Source organism: Paraplanobispora siamensis (genome assembly GCF_016863175.1).
Taxonomy (GTDB): domain Bacteria; phylum Actinomycetota; class Actinomycetes; order Streptosporangiales; family Streptosporangiaceae; genus Planobispora; species Planobispora siamensis.
Genome location: NZ_BOOJ01000027.1, coordinates 274,628 through 292,252 on the forward strand (window position 1 = coordinate 274,628; position 17,625 = coordinate 292,252).

The following is a 17,625-nucleotide window of genomic DNA, read 5'->3' on the forward strand; positions in this document are numbered from 1 at the left end:
AAACAACGGAGAATCAGGGTGTTTCACCTCGTCAGGGCGGCACGCGCCGTCAGCCGGCGAAGAACAGCACCGGGCCCTCGACCGTGACGCCGACCCTGTCGCCCGGCCGGTGCGGCACGTCGCCCCGCGTGCGGGCCCGGATCACGATCCCCGACTCCAGCGTGACGGTCACCGCCGCGTCGTGCCCGAAGAACTCCACCCGCTCGACCAGCCCGCCGGCGCCCTCACCGGGTGCGCGCAGCACGAACTGCTCCGGCCGCAGCGCCACCGACCCCGTCCCGCCGTTCGCGTCCCCGGCGCCGTTCACACCCGCCGTGCCGGACGACCCGTTCGACCGGTTCGACCCGTTCGCCGCCGGGGCCGTCTGGCGGCGCGGGACCAGGTCGCCGAGCTCGCACGAGACGGTGTCCCGGCCGCGGGAGGCGGAAAGGACCGCCGAGAGGACCACCGCCTCCCCCACGAACGTCGCCACCCCCAGGTCGCGGGGGTCCTCGTAGATCGACACCGGGGTGCCCTCCTGGACGATCCCGCCCTCCCGCATCACCGCGACGGCGTCGGCCATGGACAGGGCCTCCTCCTGGTCGTGCGTGACCAGCACGGCGGTCGCCCCGGCCCGCTTCAGCGCGGCCCGGACCTCGTCGCGCACGCTCACCCGCAGCGAGCGGTCCAGAGCGTTGAACGGCTCGTCCAGCAGCACCACGCCGGGCCGGGGCGCGAGCGCCCGGGCCAGGGCCACCCGCTGCTGCTGACCGCCGGAGATCTCGTGCGGCATGCGGTCGCCGTACCCGGCCAGCCCGACCAGTTCCAGGCACTCCTCGATCCGCCCGGCCCGCCGAGCCGACCCGCGCGGCAGGCCGAAGCCGACGTTGCGGGCCACCGACAGGTGCGGGAAGAGCGCCCCCTCCTGCGGCACGATGCCGACCCCGCGCTTCTCCGGCGGCAGGCCGGCCACCTCCCGCCCGCCGATCCGCACCGACCCGGCGTCCGGCCTCTCGAAGCCCGCCACGATCCGCAGCAGGGTGGTCTTGCCGCAGCCGGACGGGCCGAGCACCGCGGCGAGGTCGCCCTCCCCGACGGTCAGCGACGCCCCGCGCAGCACCTCGGTGGCGCCGAAGGACTTGCGCACGTCGGTGACGGTCAGCTTCACGAGGTCTCCTCCAGGGACCGGCGGCCGAGCACGAAGCCCGGGACCGCCGCGAGCAGTATGAGCAGGGCGGCGTACGGCGCGGCGGCGCCGTACGCCCCCGAGCCGGTCTCCGTCCACAGCCGGGTGGCGAGCGTGTCCATGCCGGTGGGCCGCAGCAGCAGGGTCGCGGGCAGCTCCTTCATCGCGGTCAGGAACACCAGCGCGGCCCCGGCCAGCACGCCGGGCAGGGCCAGCGGGAGGGTCACCTCGGCGACGGCCCGCAGCGGGCCGCGGCCCAGCGAGCGGGCGGCCTCCTCCAGAACCGGCGGCGACTGGAGCACCGAGGCCCGCACCGCGCCCACCGCCGCGGGCATGAACAGCACCGCGTAGGCGATCACCAGCAGCGGCCAGCGCTGGTAGATCGCCGGGACGTAGCGCACCGCGAAGAACACCAGCGACAGCGCCATGACGATGCCGGGCAGCGAGTGCCCCACGTAGGTGGACTGCTCCAGGAAGGTCGCCGTGCGGCCCCGGTAGCGGGCCGCGACGATCCCGACCGGCACGGCCAGCGCGGTGGTGAGCACCGCCCCCGCCGCCGCGACGCCGAGCGTGGCGGCCACCGCCTCGATGAGCCTGGCCGCGTCCATCCCGGCGGAGGAGCCGTCGGCGAGCCAGTAGCAGATGCTCGCCAGCGGGAACCCGACCGCCAGCGCGGCCAGCCCGGCGCACCAGGCCAGCGCGCCCGCCCTGGCCGCGCCGCCCGTCCGGACCACCGGCAGCCGCCGGGCCGGGGCCCCGCGGGTGGCGTAACCGGTACGGCCCCGGGTGCGGAACTCCGCCACCACGATCACCAGCGTGATCGCCACCAGCAGCAGGCCGAGCACCGCGGCCGGGGTGCGGTTGAAGCCCGCCCGGTAGGAGGTGTAGATCTGCGTGGTGAACACGTCGAACCGCATGATCGCCACCGCGCCGAACTCGGCGAGCACGTACATGGCGACCAGCAGCGCGCCGGCGGCGGCCGAGGGCCGCAGCTGCCGGAGCACGACGCCGGACCTGCCGCGCCCGAGGGAGAGCGCGACCTCCTCGACGGCCGGGTCCATCCGGCGCAGCGCGGCGGCCACCGGGAGATAGACGTAGGGATAGCTGCACAACGTCAGCACCAGCACCGACCCCGCGAACCCCTCGATCCCGGTCGCGGCCACCCAGGTGTAGGCCGCCACGTAGGACGGCACCGCCAGCGGCAGCGCCGCCAGCACGCCGAAGAACCGGCGGCCGGGCAGGTCGCTGCGGACGACCAGCCAGGCCAGCGAGATCCCGACGGCCACGCACAGCGCCGTCACCACGGCCGCCAGTCCCAGGCTGCGCCCCGCCAGCTCCAGGGTCCTGCCCCGCAGCAGGACGCGGGCCACGGCGTCCCCGCCGCCCTCGGCGGCGCGGACCGCCAGATAGCCCACCGGCAGCAGCGCCAGCGCCGCCGTCAGCCCGGCCGGGACCAGCAGCCCCGCCGGGATGCGCCGGCCGGTCGTCCCCGCCGTGCGGCGGCGACCGGCCGGCTCCGCCTGGATCGGGCGAACGGCCATCGTCAGACCAGGCCCACGTCTTGCAGCAGGGCGACGGTCTGCTCGATCGAGTCCAGCTCGGTCAGGTCGACGTCGGGCCCCTTGAGCGAGTCGAAGGGCGGCAGGCCGGAGGCGGCCGGGACGCCGGAGATCAGCGGGTACTCCTTGGTGGTGTCGGCGAAGTACTTCTGCGCCTCGGCGCCCAGCAGGAAGTCCACCGCCTTCGCGGCGGCCCCGGCGTGCCTGGAGGCCTTCAGCACGCCCACGCCCGCCACGTTGACCAGCGCGCCCGGGTCGCCGGCCGGCAGGTAGGCCAGCCGGGACGGCACCCCGTTCCGGCCCTTCTCGGCGACCTTCTCGTACCAGTAGTAGTGGTTGATCAGGCCGAGCTGGATCTTGCCCTCGTCGACGGCGTCGAGGATGTTGACGTTGTTGGAGAAGGTCTGGGTGCCGTTGGCCTTCATGGCCTCCAGCCACTGCCGGGTCCTGTCCTCACCCGAGGTCACGCGCATCGCGGTGACGAACGACTGGAAGGAGGCGTTCGTCGGCGCCCAGCCGGCCTTGCCCCTCCACTTGGGATCGGTCAGCTCGAAGACGCTCTCGGGAGGGGCCGTGACGGCACGCGGGTCGTAGACGATCACCCGGGACCGGCCGGAGACCCCCACCCAGGTGCCGTCGGAGCCGCGGTACTTCGCCGGGACCCTGTCCAGCGCCTCCTGCGCCACGGGGGCGAGCATCCGGTTCTTGCTCAGCGCCCCGAGCGCCCCGGCGTCCTGGGAGAAGAACACGTCGGCCCGCGTGTCCGCGCCCTCTTCGAGGATCTGCGCGGCCAGTTCGGCGCTGTCGCCGTACCGGACCTGGACGTCCAGGCCGGTCGCGGCCTTCATCCTGTCGAGCAGCGGGCCGACGAGGTTCTCGTTGCGCCCGGAGTAGATGACGAGGGAGTCGTCGTCGAAGCTCTCCCCGTCCCCGCCGCAGGCGGACGCCAGCAGCGCCAGGGGGATCAGAGCGACGGCGACCAGCCTGCGCAGGGACATCGGTGCGTACCTCCTTCTACTCGGTCGTCCCGATCATTCGGAGGAGCTGGAGGAGCCGGAGCCGGAGCCGCCGTCGTCCTCGTTACCGCCGCCGCAGGCCGTCAGGCCGAAGGTCAGCGCCCCGGCCAGGGCCAGGACCGTCGCGGTCAGGCGGATGGGGGTCGACTTCATGTGATCTTCCTTTCGTGAGGTACGGCGTGCCGTACACGACGAGGAGGAGGGAAACGAGTGCCCAGGTCAGGTGGAGCGGCCAGAAGCCGTCCCAACCGGACCGGTAGTCGGGCAGCAGTGGGCGCAGGCCCTGGTAGAGCGGCGAGCCGACCCGCTCGAAGCCGCTCACCCAGGTGATCCGCACGGCGTACCCGTCGGCCAGCAGCCAGGCGTAGGTGACCAGCCCGGCGACGCCCAGCGCCAGGCCGGTGCGGTGGAGCCACCGGGGCCGGTCCCGGAGGAGGAGCAGGATCAGCAGGAGGGCGAAGGGGAGCACCACCACGGTCTGGCGGCCCGGCCACCAGTGGCCGTTCATGGTCAGCGCGACGAAGGTCGCGGTGAGCCACCCGGCGGCCAGGGGGAGCAGCAGCGCGGCACCGGCGAAAGCACCGGGGAAGGGGCGGGAGGCGGGGAGGTTCCGCGGGCGCAGGCGCCAGAGTCCGTAGCCCACGGCGGGCAGGAGCAGCAGCCAGGCGGGCTGCCAGGCGGCCAGCCCGTACCCCCGGTCGACCATCAGCCCGACCAGCCGCACCGCGCGGCCCGCGAAGTCGGGGTCGAAGCCCATGACACCGAACTCGCCGGACTCCTGGAAGTGGTCGCCGCTGGCGTAGACCGTCCAGCCGCCCCAGACCAGGCGGTGGACCACCAGATAGACGGCGCCCATCGCGGCGAACCCCCCGGCCATGGCGGCGAGCGCCCGCCGGTCGGCGCGCAGCCGCCACAGGCCGAGCACCGCGAGCACGGCGGCCACGGGGGCGTACTTGACCGACAGCCACGGCAGCGCGGTGATCACAAGGCCGAAGGCGGCGATGTCGCGCCACCGCCCGAAGGCGGGACCGGTCAGGACGGCCAGCGCGGCGACGGCGGCGAGTGCCGCCGGGAGTTCCGGGTAGACCTGCTGGCCGTAGACGGCCAGGGGGGCGCTCGCCGAGGCGAGGAGCACGCCGCCGGTCGCCGGGCGCCGCGGGACCGCGAACCTGCGGACCGCCGTCCACAGGGTCAGCGCGGCGAGCGCACCCGCCATGAGCGCCATCGCGACCTTCGCCGCGCCCCAGCCGCCCAGGCCCATCGGGACGGCCAGGATGATCGGGAGCAGCGGGTCGTGCGGGCTGATCTGGGTGCCGTCGCCGAGCACCTCGGTCTGCACGGGCAGCGCCCGGGTCCCCGCCCAGGGCGCCCAGCGCCGCTGCTCCAGCTCGTCGGTGATGTCGAGATCGAAGTCCTCGAAGATCGACAGCGCGGTGAGCAGGTACTGCGGCTCGTCGACGGCCACATGCCCGCCGAAACGCGCCCGCACCCCGATCCCGAGCAGCGCCGCCGCCGTCGCGACCACCGCGACCAGGCCCGTCGCCGCCGATATCGAGCCGGGTCGCGCCGCCGCGCCACCCGCCGTGGCCGCCTCCGGAGGGGGCGGGTCCGGCCCGGTGGGGTTCACCGCGGAGGGCGGCGGCCGGTCAGTGTTCATGCGCCCTCCTCAACCGGCCGCCCGACCGGGGGACCGTCTGCGCCGACGGCCTCGGCGGGTCCGGCCACGGCGTCTCCGCCGGGGGGTGGGCGGCCTGGCGGCGGACGAGTGCGGGCAGGTCGGTCTCGGGGGACCAGCCGATCAGGGAGCGCAGGCGGCGGACGTCGGCGAGGGAGGCGCCGGGCTCGACGCCGGGGGCCGGCTCGACGGTGAAGGAGACCTCGGTGTCCAGGGCCTCGGCGACGGCGGCGGCCATGGCGCGGAGAGTCTGGCCACGGCCGGTGCCGATGTTCACGATGCCCTGGGCGCCTGCGGCGGCGAGGTCGGCCATGGCCCGGGCGGCCTGCCGGACGTCGGTGACGTCACGGGTGCGGTCGAGTGAGCCGAGCACCCGCAGCGGGCGTCCCCGGCGGGTCGCCTCCAGCCAGAGCGAGAGCGCCATGTCGGGCCGCTGGCCCTCGCCCGCCACGGTGAACGGCCTGACCACGGTGGTACGGCCGCCGCGGGCCAGCCGCTCGGCGCACAACCGCTCCAGCACGGCCTTGCTCCTGGCGTATCCGCCGACGGGCCGCAGCGGATCGGCCTCGTGGCTGGGGCGCCCGCCGCGCGCGCCGCCGTACACCGAACTGGAAGAGACGACCAGGAGCGGCACGTGCGGGGGGACGACGGCCAGCACATGGGCTCCGGCCCGCACGTTGTCGCGCCGCCTGCGCCGGGCGACGTCGTGGCCGCGATCTCGCACGCCGGGGCATCCGGCCAGGTGGTAGACGACGTCGGCGTCCCGCAGGGCGGCCCGGACGAGCTCGTCACCGGCCAGCAGGTCGGCGGTGAGGACGGTCAGACCCGGCCGGGGCGGCTGGGCCACCCGGTCGATGCCGACGACCTTCTCTCCCGAGGAGAGGAGTGTCTCGACCAGCGCGCGGCCGATGAACCCGGCGGAGCCGGTGACCATTGCTGACACCTGCGTCCTCTCGCAGAATCACTAAAGGTAGCCTAACCTCACTAAGGGAAACCTCAAAGGACCCTGAGTGCGCGCTCCACATCGGTTCTCGTCCGAGCGGCTCCCCCGCCTCCCCCGGATCCCGATCCGGCCGGCCGCGGGCCGGTCCCGCGCTCCCCTCGGACCAGGCGAAAGTTCCCCCCGCTCCCGTCTGAAGCTGATCCGGCGCGTCGCGGGCCCGGTGGTCCTCGTCGTCGCCGTCGTCTACCTCACCCGGGTCGTCTCCGGCCCAGACCTGGCCGCGGCGGGCCGGGCGTTGCTGCGCGACCCGCCGGGCGTGCTGGTCGCGCTGGTGCTGTACGGCTGCGCGTTCGTCCTGCGGGCCTGGTCCTGGCGGCGGGTGCTGCCGGAGCTGTCCATGGGCCACTCCCTGGCCGCCCTGCACGTGTCCCTGCTCGGCAACCACGTCCTGCCGTTCCGCCTGGGCGAGGCCCTACGGGTGACCACGGTCCTGAACCGGACCTCCCTGCCCGCGGCCCCGGTGATCGCCTCCACCGTGACCCTCCGCTCCGCCGACCTCGCCGCCGTCGCCCTGCTCGCCCTCGCCGCCGCCCCGAGCCTGGTCACCGCCCTGGCGGGCCCGTGGCTCTGGCCCCTCGTCGCAGCCCTGGCCCTGGCGACGATCGCCGGAACGTTCTGGCTGACCCGGACCCGGACCTCCGCCCCGGGAGCGGTCGCCGCGCTCCCGGTCGTCTTCGCCGCCGCCGCGGTGGCGTGGGTGCTGGAGGCGGCCGTGGTGTACGAGGTGGCGCGGCTGGCCGGGGTGGCGCTGACCCCGGGGGAGGCGGTGGCCGTGACGGCCGTGACGATCGCCGCGCAGACCGTGGCCGTGACCCCCGGCGGGTTCGGCTCCTACGAGGCCGCGGCCACGGCCGCGCTGACCGCGCTCGGCGTCGCCCCCGGCCCCGCCTTCGCGGTCGCCCTGCTCACCCACGCCTTGAAGACCGCCTACTCCCTCGTCGCCGGAGGTATCGCGCTCGTGACCCCCACCAGGCTCAGGCTCCCCCGCGCCCTGCCCCCGCGGCCGGAGCGGTCCCCCGTCCCACCCGGCGCGCCGGTCGTCGCGTTCATCCCCGTCTTCAACGAGGAGGAGACCGTCGGGGAGGTCGTCGGGCGCCTGCCGGAGACGGTCGCCGGGCGCCCGCTGGTCACGATCGTGATCGACGACGGCTCCACGGACGCCTCGGCCGCCCGCGCCCGGAAGGCGGGGGCCCGCGTGGTGTCCCAGCCGCGCAACCTCGGCCTGGGCGCCGCCGTGCGCCGCGGGCTGGCGGAGGCCGTACGGCCCGGCCCCGCGGCGGTCGTCTATCTGGACGCCGACCTGGAGTACTTCCCCGAGGACATCGAGCTCCTGGCCGCCCCGATCCTGTCCGGCGCGGCCGACTACGTGGTGGGCTCCCGCTTCGCCGGGACCATCGACCGCATGCTCCCTCACCGCCGCCTCGGCAACCGGGTCCTGACCGCCTGGGTCCGCTGGATGACCCGGCAGGAGGTAACCGACGGCCAGAGCGGCTACCGGGCCTTCTCCCCCGGCGCGGCCCGCGCCGCCGAGGTCATCCACGACTACAACTACGCCCAGGTCCTCACCCTGGACCTGCTGGCCAAGGGGTACCGCTATCACGAGGTCCCCATCCGCTACGCCTTCCGCGCCGCCGGCGAGTCCTTCGTCAGGATCGGCCGCTATCTCCGCAAGGTCGTCCCCGCCGTCCACCGCGAGCTCAACTCCCCCTGACCCGGCCGGACGCGCGCCCCGTCAGACGATCATCCGGCGGGCGGGGCGACCAGAGCCGGACCGTACCGATGGCCGACGACCGCCGCGATCACCAGCGGAGGTCCCAGGAGCAGGGGGTTGCCGAAGAAGGAGGACTCCCATCCGCCGCTCACCAGGATGATCCCCGCCTCGAGCGCGGCGGTGGCGATCGCGCACGCGCAGGCGCACACCAGCCGCGCCCGCGCGGGCCGTACGGCCAGCCACGGGGCCGCCAGCGCCATGACGGGCGCGACGGGCAGGGCCACGACGAGTCCCGTGAACAGCCCGAGCAGCCCGCCCACGACGCCGAGCTTCACCAGGACGGCGATGCCCCCGATCACGGCGACCACGGCCTCACCGGCCCCGATGCCCTCCTCGGCGGCGGAGTCGCGGGCGTGGACGGTGCCGTACGCGGGATCGGAACCTGAGCCGCCCACGCTTTCGGTGAGGAACACGACGAGGAGGCTCAGCACGACGGTGACCGCTCCGGCCACGGCGCCGCCCAGCATGCCCGCCAGGAACGTCCTTCCGGCGACGCGAGTTCGTTGAACACGTTCAACTGTCACATACAGGAGTCTCCTCCTGAACGCGGCGGATTGACAGCCCCGGCAGGAAGGGAGATCTCCGCCGTCAGTCCTCGACGACGTGATCGGCGAAGCGGGCGCGGGCGGCCTGCCAGGCGGTGGCGTCCCAGCCGGTGGCGGTGAGGGCGTCCACGGCGTCGTAGCCCATGGCCATGGCGTGGTGGGTGTTGTCATGGGCGAACAGCCCCAGGCGGCCGAAGGTGGTCACGCCGGGGACGGACCCGGCCCAGGCGTCCAGACCGGCCAGGTGGGCGGCGTAGCCGGTGGCGTAGACGGGATAGACGTGCGGCACCCGCCGTACGACCACCTCGGCGAGGTCGGCCGGGGGCAGGCCGCAGGAGGCGAGCGTCTCGTGGACGAGGCCGGAGAAGTCCCCGGTCGTCCAGATCCCGTCGCCGGGCGCGCAGGGGATCTCGAAGCAGAGCACGGTGCGGCCGGCCGGGTCGGCGGCGCTGGTCCGGTAGTTGGCGGGCTCGGAGATCCGGGTCACCGGGGTCTCGGGGCCCGGCAGATAGTGGGCGTCGTACGGCGTCCACCGCCCGCCCTCGTGCACCGCGTAGACCAGCACCATGGCCCGGAACCGCAGCCGCCCGGCCGCCTGCGCCACCCCGGCCGGGGGTCCGGGACGCACCAGCCGGGCCAGGACGGGCATCGGGATGGTGGAGAACACCCATCCGGCCTCGATCCGGCCACCCGCCGCGTCCGGCCCGGCGGCCTCCGCGTCGGATCCGGGTGAAGTGTGCAGGGTCACCGGGTTCCCGGGGCCCCCGGCGGGCTCGATGCGGGTGCAGGCCGTGCCGAGGCGGATCTCCGCGCCGGCGGCCGTCGCGGCCTCGGCGAGCGCGTCGACGATCTGGCCGAACCCGCGCCGGGGATAGTGGAAGACCCTCCCCTGCCCGTTCGACTGACCGCGGAGGATCCGCCTGGCGATCTTCCAGGGACTGTCCGCGGTGACCCGCCTGCGGGCCTGGTCGCCGTCGATCTCCTCACCCGGCAGGCCCCACAGCTTCACGGCGTACGGGGCGTAGAGCGCGTCATAGAGGGCGGGACCGAGACCGGCGCGGAGGGCTCCGGCGAAGGTGTCCGGGACGTCCGTACGGCCGCCGCCCCGGAAGGGCGCCGTCACCGCGTCGCGCGCCACCCCGGCCAGCAGCCCCGCAGGCATGCGCCGGGCCAACTCCCCCGCCCGCAGCGGGAAGCCGACGAAGCGCCCGGCGATCCGGAGACGGCCGTTGCGCGGGCGCGTCTGCAGGTCGTCGCCGAGCAGAGCGCGCAGGTCGGCCATGAGCCGGGGCGGGGTGGCCGGGTGCAGCCGGTGGCTGCCGTGGTCGACCCGGACCCCGGCGACCTCGAAGCTCGCCGACAGCCCGCCCACCTTCCCGGCCCGCTCCAGCACGACGACCGACAACCCCCGCCGCGCCGCCCGCCAGGCCGCCGCCAGCCCCGCCGGCCCGGCCCCCAGCACCACCAGATCAGCACTCGCCCGCATAGCCGAGAACCCCTCCCCGCGAAGCCGGACGTCCTCGCCTTCACCACGATGGGGGATCCGCAGCGTCCAGGGCGGAGTGAAGATTTCTTTCCTCATCATAGACAAGCATGAAGAAAGTCATTGACAGGCCGATCTCTACTCCGCACGCTGACGGGGACGGATCCCCCAGTCGAGGAGCGTCCATGCGACGATCGGCGCCGTTCCGGGTCTCGGTTGCGATCATCGTGGCCGCCTGCGGTCTCGCCGCGGCCCCGCCGGCCCAGGCCCGCCCGCGGGTGGATCCCGGCGACCGGCAGGCCGCCTTCGCCGAGGCGGCCAGGGCGTACGGCGTGCCCGAGAGCGTCCTGCTCGGCGTGTCCTACCTGCAGTCGCGCTGGGACGCCAACGCGGGCCTGCCGAGCAACTCCGCCGGGTTCGGCCCGATGCACCTCACCGACGCCGCCGCCCTGGCCGCGGAATCAGCCGGTTCGGGGACCGGTCACCACGACGGCGAGGAGGATCCCCGCGGCGACGAGAGCCGTCCCCTCCGGGCCCGGCGGGCCGCGACGGAGCCGCCCGCCGAGATCCCCGCCTCGCTCAGGACGCTGGAGCGGGCCGCCGAGCTCACCGGCGAGAGCCGCCTGGCGCTGCGCACCGATCCCGCCGCCAACATCCGGGGCGGGGCCGCCCTGCTGGCCGACTACCAGCGGCGGCTCGGCGCCCCGCTCGGCGGCGACCCCGCCGACTGGTACGGCGCGGTGGCCCGCTACTCGGGCGCCGCCGAGGCCGAGGCCGCCGGGGTCTTCGCCGACGAGGTCTACGCCGCGATCCGGGAGGGCGCCGAGCGGGTCACCGACGACGGGCAGAAGGTCGCCCTGAAGGCGGTGCCCGGCCTGAAGAAGGTCGCCCGGTGGCTGGAGAGGCTGGGGCTGCGCCCGCCGCGCCGCGACGGCGTCGAGTGCCCGCCCACCGTCTCGTGCGAGTGGATCCCCGCGCCGTACGCCGACCTGGGCGACGGCGACTACGGCAACCACGACCTGTCGGACCGGCCCCGCAACCAGAAGGTCGAATACATCGTCATCCACGACATGGAGGGCTACTTCCAGCCCTCGGTGAACCTGGTGCTCGACCCGGCGCGCCCCGCCAGCTGGCACTACTCCCTGCGGTCCGCCGACGGCCACATCGCCCAGCACATCAGGACCAAGGACGTCGGATGGCACGCGGGCAACTGGTACGTCAACGCCAAGGCGATCGGCCTGGAGCACGAGGGCTTCCTGGGCCGGGGCGGCGCCTGGTACACCGAGGCGATGTACCGCACCTCGGCCAGGCTGGTGCGTCACCTCGCCCTGCGGCACGGCGTCCCGCTGGACCGCGCGCACATCATCGGCCACGACAACGTGCCGGGCACCCTGCCGAGCACGGTGCGCGGCATGCACGAGGACCCCGGGCCCTACTGGGACTGGGCGCGCTACTTCGAACTGCTCGGCAGGCCGCTGCACGGCCGGGGCGGCCCGGACGCCGGATCGGTGACGATCCTGCCGGACTACGACACGCACCGGCCGTACTACTACGGCTGCGACCCGGCCGCCCCGCAGGCGGCGTGCCCCCCGCACGGCTCGTCGTCGGTCTGGCTGCACACCGAGCCGCGCGACGACGCCCCGCTCGTCAGGGACATCGGCAAACACCCGACCGGGGAGTCGCTCTACAGCGTCTACGACCACAGCGCCCGCGCCGCCACCGGCCAGCGCTACGCGGTCGCCGAGCGGCGGGGCGACTGGACGGCGATCTGGTACCTCGGCCAGAAGGCCTGGTTCCACAACCCCGCCGACCGGCCGACGGCCGTCCCCGCGCGCGGCCCGGTGGTCACCCCCCGGCCGGGCCTGGCGGCCGTCCCGGTGTACGGCAGGGCCTACCCCGAGCCCGAGGCCTACCCGGAGGGCGTGCCGGTTCAGGCGATCACGCCGCTGCAGTACACGTTCTCGGCCGGTGAGAGGTACGCCCTCGGGCTCGCCGCCCGGGGGGAGTACTACCGTGCGGTGACCTTCGACGCCTCCCGACACGTCGTGGTCCGCGGCGAGCTGCGGTACTACCAGATCCAGTTCGGCCATCGGGTCATGTTCGTCAGGGCGGACGACGTGGTCGTCTCGCCCTCATGAGTCCCGGCCCCATGAGACGGACCGGGCTCCGGGGGGACGCAGATCCCCCGGAACCCGGTCCGCACCGGCCCTCACGACGGCCGGTCGCTCCCGCCCGCGCGGCGGGGCCTCCCCCGCCGGCGGGACGACCCGGTCAGCGCAGGGTGCCGTTGGTCATGCCTGCGGGCTCCTCGGGCACGGCGACCAGGCCGAGCTCCGCGGAGGAGGCCATCAGAGAGTGCCACGGGACGACGCGGACGGTGTAGCCGAAGGCCCCGGTGCTCTCCAGCGGGAGCGTGCCGCCGAAGACGGCCCTGCCGTCGTCGCCCCTGCTCTCCAGGCTCAGCGTCGCGTAGGCGGGGGAGAGCAGCTCGTCGTGGGCCCCGACCCGGCCGTAGGCGACCTGGACCTGGACGTCGTCGGACTCCAGCTCGCCCAGGGCGATCGTGGTCCGCAGCTCCAGCCTGGCCCCCACCTCGGGGGTGTCGCCCAGCCCGGAGGCCTCCACGTGCTCGACCCGCACGCCCGGCCAGGCCCGGGTGACCCGCAGCTTCCAGGAGGCGAAGGTCTTGGCCTGCTCGTACGTCCCGCTCTGCAGGGTGCGCGCCGACTTGGCCGCGGGGACGTAGAGGTTCACGACGTAGTCGCGCAGCATCCGGCCGGCCAGGACCTTGGGGCCCAGGGAGGTCAGCGTGTGGCGGACCATCTCCAGCCAGCGGCGGGGCAGGCCGTCGCCCTGACGGTCGTAGAACCGGTCGGCCACCTCGTGGTCGATCAGGTCGTACAGCGCGGCGGACTCCAGCTCGTCGCGGCGGTCGGGGTCGGCGACGCCGTCGGCGGTGGGGATCGCCCAGCCGTTGGTGCCGTCGTACCACTCGTCCCACCAGCCGTCGCGGATCGACAGGTTCAGGCCGCCGTTCAGCGCGGCCTTCATGCCGCTGGTCCCGCACGCCTCCAGGGGCCGCAGCGGGTTGTTCATCCACACGTCGCAGCCCTGGACCATGAGCTGGCCCAGCGCCATGTCGTAGTCGGGCAGGAAGACGATGCGGTGGCGCACGCTCTCCTGGTCGGCGAACTTCACGATCTGCTGGATGAGCTTCTTGCCGCCCTCGTCGGCGGGGTGGGCCTTTCCGGCGATCACGATCTGGACCGGCTTGTCGGGGTCGAGAAGCAGCCCGCGCAGGCGCACCGGGTCGTTCAGCATCAGGGTGAGCCGCTTGTAGGAGGGCACCCGCCGGGCGAAGCCGATGGTCAGCACCTCGGGGTCGAGGGCGTCGTCGATCCAGCCCAGCTCGGCCCGCGAGGCCCCGCGGTCGAGCCACGACCGCCGCAGGCGCTCCCGCGCCGCCGCGACCAGGCGCGCGCGCAGCTTGCCGCGGATGCTCCAGATGTCCTCGTCGGAGATCTTGCTGACGCCCTCCCAGCCCTGGGCCTTCTCCACCAGGGAGGGCAGCTCGCGCCCGGCCAGCTCCATGATCTCGCGGCCGACCCAGGTGGGCGCGTGCACGCCGTTGGTGATCGACCCGATCGGCACCTCGTCCACGTCGAAGCCCGGCCAGAGCCGCTGGAACATCTCCCGGCTGACCTCGCCGTGCAGCTCCGACACGCCGTTGACCCGCTGGGCCAGCCGCATGCCCATCGCGGCCATGTTGAACTTGCCCGGCTCCTCCTCGGCGCCCAGCGACAGGATGCGGTCCACCGGGACGGTGGGCCAGGCGTTCTCGCCGCCGAACTGGCGGGCGATCATCTCGGCGGGGAAGCGGTCGATCCCCGCGGGGACGGGCGTGTGGGTGGTGAAGACGGTCCCCGCGCGGACGGCCTCCAGCGCCTCGTCGAAGGAGAGGCGGGCCTCGGTGAGCTCGCGGATGCGCTCCAGGCCGAGGAAGCCCGCGTGCCCCTCGTTGGTGTGGAACACCTCGGGCTCGGCGTGGCCGGTGATGCGGCAGTAGGCGCGGATGGCCCGGACGCCGCCGATGCCCAGCAGCAGTTCCTGCTTCAGCCGGTGGTCGGTGCCGCCGCCGTACAGGCGGTCGGTGACGTCGCGGGCGGCGGGGTCGTTCTCCGCCACGTCGGAGTCGAGCAGCAGCAGCGGGACGCGGCCCACCTGCAGGACCCACACCTGGGCGTGGAGCGTGCGGTGCTCGGGCAGGCCGATCGCGATCTTGACCGGCGTGCCGTCCTCCTCCTTCAGGAGGGTCAGCGGCAGGCCGCCCGGGTCGAGTGACGGATAGTGCTCCAGCTGCCAGCCCTCGGGCGAGAGGGACTGGGTGAAGTAGCCGTGCCGGTAGAGAAGACCGACCGCCAGGACCGGGACGCCCAGGTCGCTGGCCGCCTTGAGGTGGTCTCCGGCCAGGATGCCCAGACCCCCGGAGTACTGCGGGAGGGCGGCCGCGATGCCGTACTCGGGCGAGAAGTAGGCGATGGCCCGCGCGGCGTCCGGCAGGGCCTGGTACCAGCGCGGAGCCGTCATGTACTCGCGCAAGTCGTCGGCCGCGTCGGCGAGCCGACGCAGGAACCGGCGGTCGGCGGCCAATTCTCTGAGGCGCTCGGGCTCGACGGCGCCGAGCAGGGCCACGGGGTCGTGGCCGACACGTTCCCAGGTCTCCGGATCGACCTCGGAGAACAGGTCAAGCGTCTCGGGGTGCCACGACCACCGGAGGTTGTGCACGAGCTCGCTGAGGGAGGCCAGCTCCGAAGGAAGAACGGTTCGGACGGTGAACCTGCGGATAGCTCTCACGCTGCCAGACCCTATGTACTCAGCGCCACGCGGGCGACCAAAATGCTCACGCGTCTCCCCCTCACCGCTATGACCTGCCTCCAAACACGGCGCGCCGAGGCGACTGCCGCGCAGCCCCGGCGGGGTCGGCGAGCGGGACTCACGACTCTTCCGATCTCAGGCATGAAGCACGACTATTGGGGCAACCCAACCTATGGCCACCAGTCCCTGCGATCCTGCCCTCTACACCGGGGCGGTCCGCCGCTTGCCCCGGTGACGTTCAAAGGGATGCTTGAAGAAGCGAGGGGTCTTTCTTGCCCGAAATCTCCCGACGGTACCGGGTGTGCCGTCGCTACCGTGAGACGCGATGATCGGACGAATCCCTATCCAGGACATTCACCCCACCGTCGAGTGCGGACGCCGTCCCGCCAAGGCCGCCGCGGGTGAGACCTTCGAGATCACCGCCGTCGTGTTCCGTGAGGGGCACGACGCGGTGGCCGCCGGAGCCGTGCTGATCGGCCCGGACGGCACGCGCGGGCCGCTGCTCCGCATGCGCGAGCTGGCCCCTGGGACTGATCGATGGGGTGTGGAGGTGACCCTGCCCACCGAGGGCACCTGGCACTTCCGCATCGAGGCGTGGAGTGATCCCATCGCCACCTGGATGCACGACGCGGGCATCAAGATCCCGCGTGACATGGACGCGGACCTGATGTGCGAGGAGGGCGCCCGGCTCTTCGAACGCGCGGCCAAGGCCGTACGCCCGGCCGACTGCACGGCCAGGTACGGCTCCGCGGACGACGAGGAGACCGAGAGCGCCGAAGGCGCCGAGGGCCACGCCGCCCACGCCGGCGGCAACGGTCACGGCGAGAACGGCAACGGCGCGCGGGGCAACGGCCAGGCGTGCGGGCACCGCGCGGCGCTGCTGTCGGTGGCGGCCAAGCTGCGCGACGAGGCCATCGACCCGCGGGCCCGCTTCGCGACGGTCCAGCTTCCCGAGACGGCGGAGCTGCTGCGCGCGCACCCGCTGCGGGACCTGGTGACCAAGTCGCCCCGGCACGCGATCCTGGTGGACCGGCGCCGGGCGCTGGTGGGGTCCTGGTACGAGTTCTTCCCCCGCTCGGAGGGCGCGGTCGTCGAGCCGGGCGCCGCCCCGAAGTCCGGGACCTTCCGGACCGCGGCCGAGCGGCTGCCCGCCGTGGCGCGGATGGGCTTCGACGTCGTCTACCTGCCGCCGATCCACCCGATCGGGCACAGCTTCCGCAAGGGGCGCAACAACACGCTGACGCCCGAGCAGTACGACCCGGGCTCGCCCTGGGCGATCGGCTCGGAGGAGGGCGGGCACGACGCGATCCACCCGGACCTGGGGACCTTCGAGGACTTCGACGCCTTCGTGGCCAGGAGCCGCGAGCTGGGCATGGAGGTCGCCCTCGACCTGGCCCTGCAGTGCTCTCCCGACCACCCGTGGGTCAAGGAGCACCCGGAGTGGTTCAACATCCGCGCCGACGGCTCGATCGCCTACGCGGAGAACCCGCCGAAGAAGTACCAGGACATCTACCCGCTCAACTTCGACAACGACCCCGAGGGCATCTACGCCGAGGTCAAGCGGGTGGTGAGGCTGTGGATGGACCACGGCGTGCGGATCTTCCGGGTGGACAACCCGCACACCAAGCCGGTGGCGTTCTGGGAGCGGCTGCTGGGCGACATCCACGCCACCGACCCCGACGTGCTGTTCCTGTCCGAGGCCTTCACCCGCCCGGCGATGATGCAGGCGCTGGCCAAGGTCGGATTCCATCAGTCGTACACGTACTTCACGTGGAAGAACTCCAAACACGACGTCGAGACGTATTTGACGGAGCTCTCCCGGGAGACCTCTCACTTCCTGCGGCCGAACCTTTTCGTTAACACGCCGGACATCCTTCACGAATATCTTCAGCACGGAGGAATCCCGGCGTTCCGCATCAGGGCGATCCTCGCGGCCCTGGCCTCGCCCACCTGGGGCGTTTATGCGGGATATGAATTGGGAGAGAATGTCCCGGTTCGACCCGGCAGTGAAGAGTACCTTGATAGCGAGAAATATCAGTACAAACCTCGCAACTGGCTCGAAGCGGAGCGAGAGGGACGCAGTCTGGCGCCGTTCATCACGCAGCTGAATTTGTTCCGAAGAGCCCACCCGGCACTCCAGGAATTGCGTAATCTACGGTTCCACAACGTCGACAACCCGAACATGGTGTGCTTCTCCAAGCGCCTGGCGGGCTCCCACGACACGGCCTCACGACGGCACGGCCTGGGCGACGTCGTTCTGGCAGTGGTCAATCTCGATCCGCACCACACCCACGAGGCGACGGTGTCCCTCGACATGCCCGCCCTCGGCCTCGACTGGCAAGCCGAGTTCGTCGTGGACGACGAACTGTCCGGCGAGTCGTACCGCTGGCGGGAGTCGAACTACGTACGTCTCGATCCCCACGTCCACCCCGCGCATGTCTTCACCGTGCGCGGAGCGGCCAACCACAGGTGATACGGCCGGGCGCACTCCGGCAGAGCAGCGGGGAGTCCTACGTGAGTCAGCGAACCACCG

General features: G+C 73.4%; 11 protein-coding genes. 3 read left to right on the forward strand and 8 right to left on the reverse strand.

Going from position 1 to position 17,625, the window contains the following annotated elements:
• Positions 1-49: 49 nt before the first annotated feature.
• The 5 genes from Psi01_RS15625 to Psi01_RS15645 form a co-directional block, all read right to left on the reverse strand.
• Positions 50-1,147, reverse strand: a complete 1,098-nt coding sequence (locus Psi01_RS15625; RefSeq protein WP_204064723.1) for an ABC transporter ATP-binding protein — start codon at positions 1,145-1,147, stop codon at positions 50-52.
• The gene (locus tag Psi01_RS15630) at positions 1,144-2,706 is read right to left on the reverse strand and encodes an ABC transporter permease (protein WP_204064724.1); all 1,563 of its coding nucleotides are present in this window, start codon (positions 2,704-2,706) and stop codon (positions 1,144-1,146) included. Before Psi01_RS15630 ends, Psi01_RS15625 begins: the two co-directional genes overlap by 4 nt.
• A gap of 2 nt (positions 2,707-2,708) precedes the next feature.
• Positions 2,709-3,722: an iron ABC transporter substrate-binding protein gene (locus Psi01_RS15635; RefSeq protein ID WP_204064725.1), complete on the reverse strand. Its 1,014-nt coding sequence runs from the start codon at positions 3,720-3,722 to the stop codon at positions 2,709-2,711.
• An 82-nt stretch (positions 3,723-3,804) separates the two neighbouring features.
• Complete coding sequence (locus Psi01_RS15640) at positions 3,805-5,397, reverse strand: hypothetical protein (RefSeq protein ID WP_204064726.1); 1,593 nt, start codon at positions 5,395-5,397, stop codon at positions 3,805-3,807.
• Positions 5,387-6,349 (reverse strand): NAD-dependent epimerase/dehydratase family protein, encoded by a 963-nt coding sequence (locus Psi01_RS15645; RefSeq protein ID WP_204064727.1) that lies wholly within the window; start codon positions 6,347-6,349, stop codon positions 5,387-5,389. The genes Psi01_RS15640 and Psi01_RS15645 overlap by 11 nt, the downstream gene beginning before the upstream one ends.
• A gap of 229 nt (positions 6,350-6,578) precedes the next feature.
• On the opposite strand from Psi01_RS15645, the gene Psi01_RS15650 reads away from it, so the two are divergent.
• Positions 6,579-8,129, forward strand: coding sequence for a lysylphosphatidylglycerol synthase domain-containing protein (locus Psi01_RS15650; protein WP_204064728.1), 1,551 nt, complete (start codon positions 6,579-6,581; stop codon positions 8,127-8,129).
• A 29-nt stretch (positions 8,130-8,158) separates the two neighbouring features.
• Here the strand turns inward: Psi01_RS15650 and Psi01_RS15655 are convergent, their stop codons facing one another.
• Positions 8,159-8,713, reverse strand: a complete 555-nt coding sequence (locus Psi01_RS15655; protein WP_204064729.1) for a hypothetical protein — start codon at positions 8,711-8,713, stop codon at positions 8,159-8,161.
• A gap of 64 nt (positions 8,714-8,777) precedes the next feature.
• Positions 8,778-10,220: an FAD-dependent oxidoreductase gene (locus Psi01_RS15660; RefSeq protein ID WP_204064730.1), complete on the reverse strand. Its 1,443-nt coding sequence runs from the start codon at positions 10,218-10,220 to the stop codon at positions 8,778-8,780.
• Between the two features lie 182 nt (positions 10,221-10,402).
• Between Psi01_RS15660 and Psi01_RS15665 the strand changes: the two genes are divergently transcribed.
• Positions 10,403-12,355: an N-acetylmuramoyl-L-alanine amidase gene (locus Psi01_RS15665; RefSeq protein WP_204064731.1), complete on the forward strand. Its 1,953-nt coding sequence runs from the start codon at positions 10,403-10,405 to the stop codon at positions 12,353-12,355.
• Between the two features lie 133 nt (positions 12,356-12,488).
• On the opposite strand, the gene glgP is transcribed toward Psi01_RS15665, so the two are convergent.
• Entirely contained in the window at positions 12,489-15,071 is a 2,583-nt protein-coding gene (gene glgP, locus Psi01_RS15670) for an alpha-glucan family phosphorylase (RefSeq protein ID WP_204064732.1), read from the reverse strand.
• A 346-nt stretch (positions 15,072-15,417) separates the two neighbouring features.
• Between glgP and Psi01_RS15675 the strand changes: the two genes are divergently transcribed.
• Positions 15,418-17,565 (forward strand): alpha-1,4-glucan--maltose-1-phosphate maltosyltransferase, encoded by a 2,148-nt coding sequence (locus Psi01_RS15675; RefSeq protein WP_204064733.1) that lies wholly within the window; start codon positions 15,418-15,420, stop codon positions 17,563-17,565.
• The last annotated feature ends 60 nt before the right edge of the window (positions 17,566-17,625 follow it).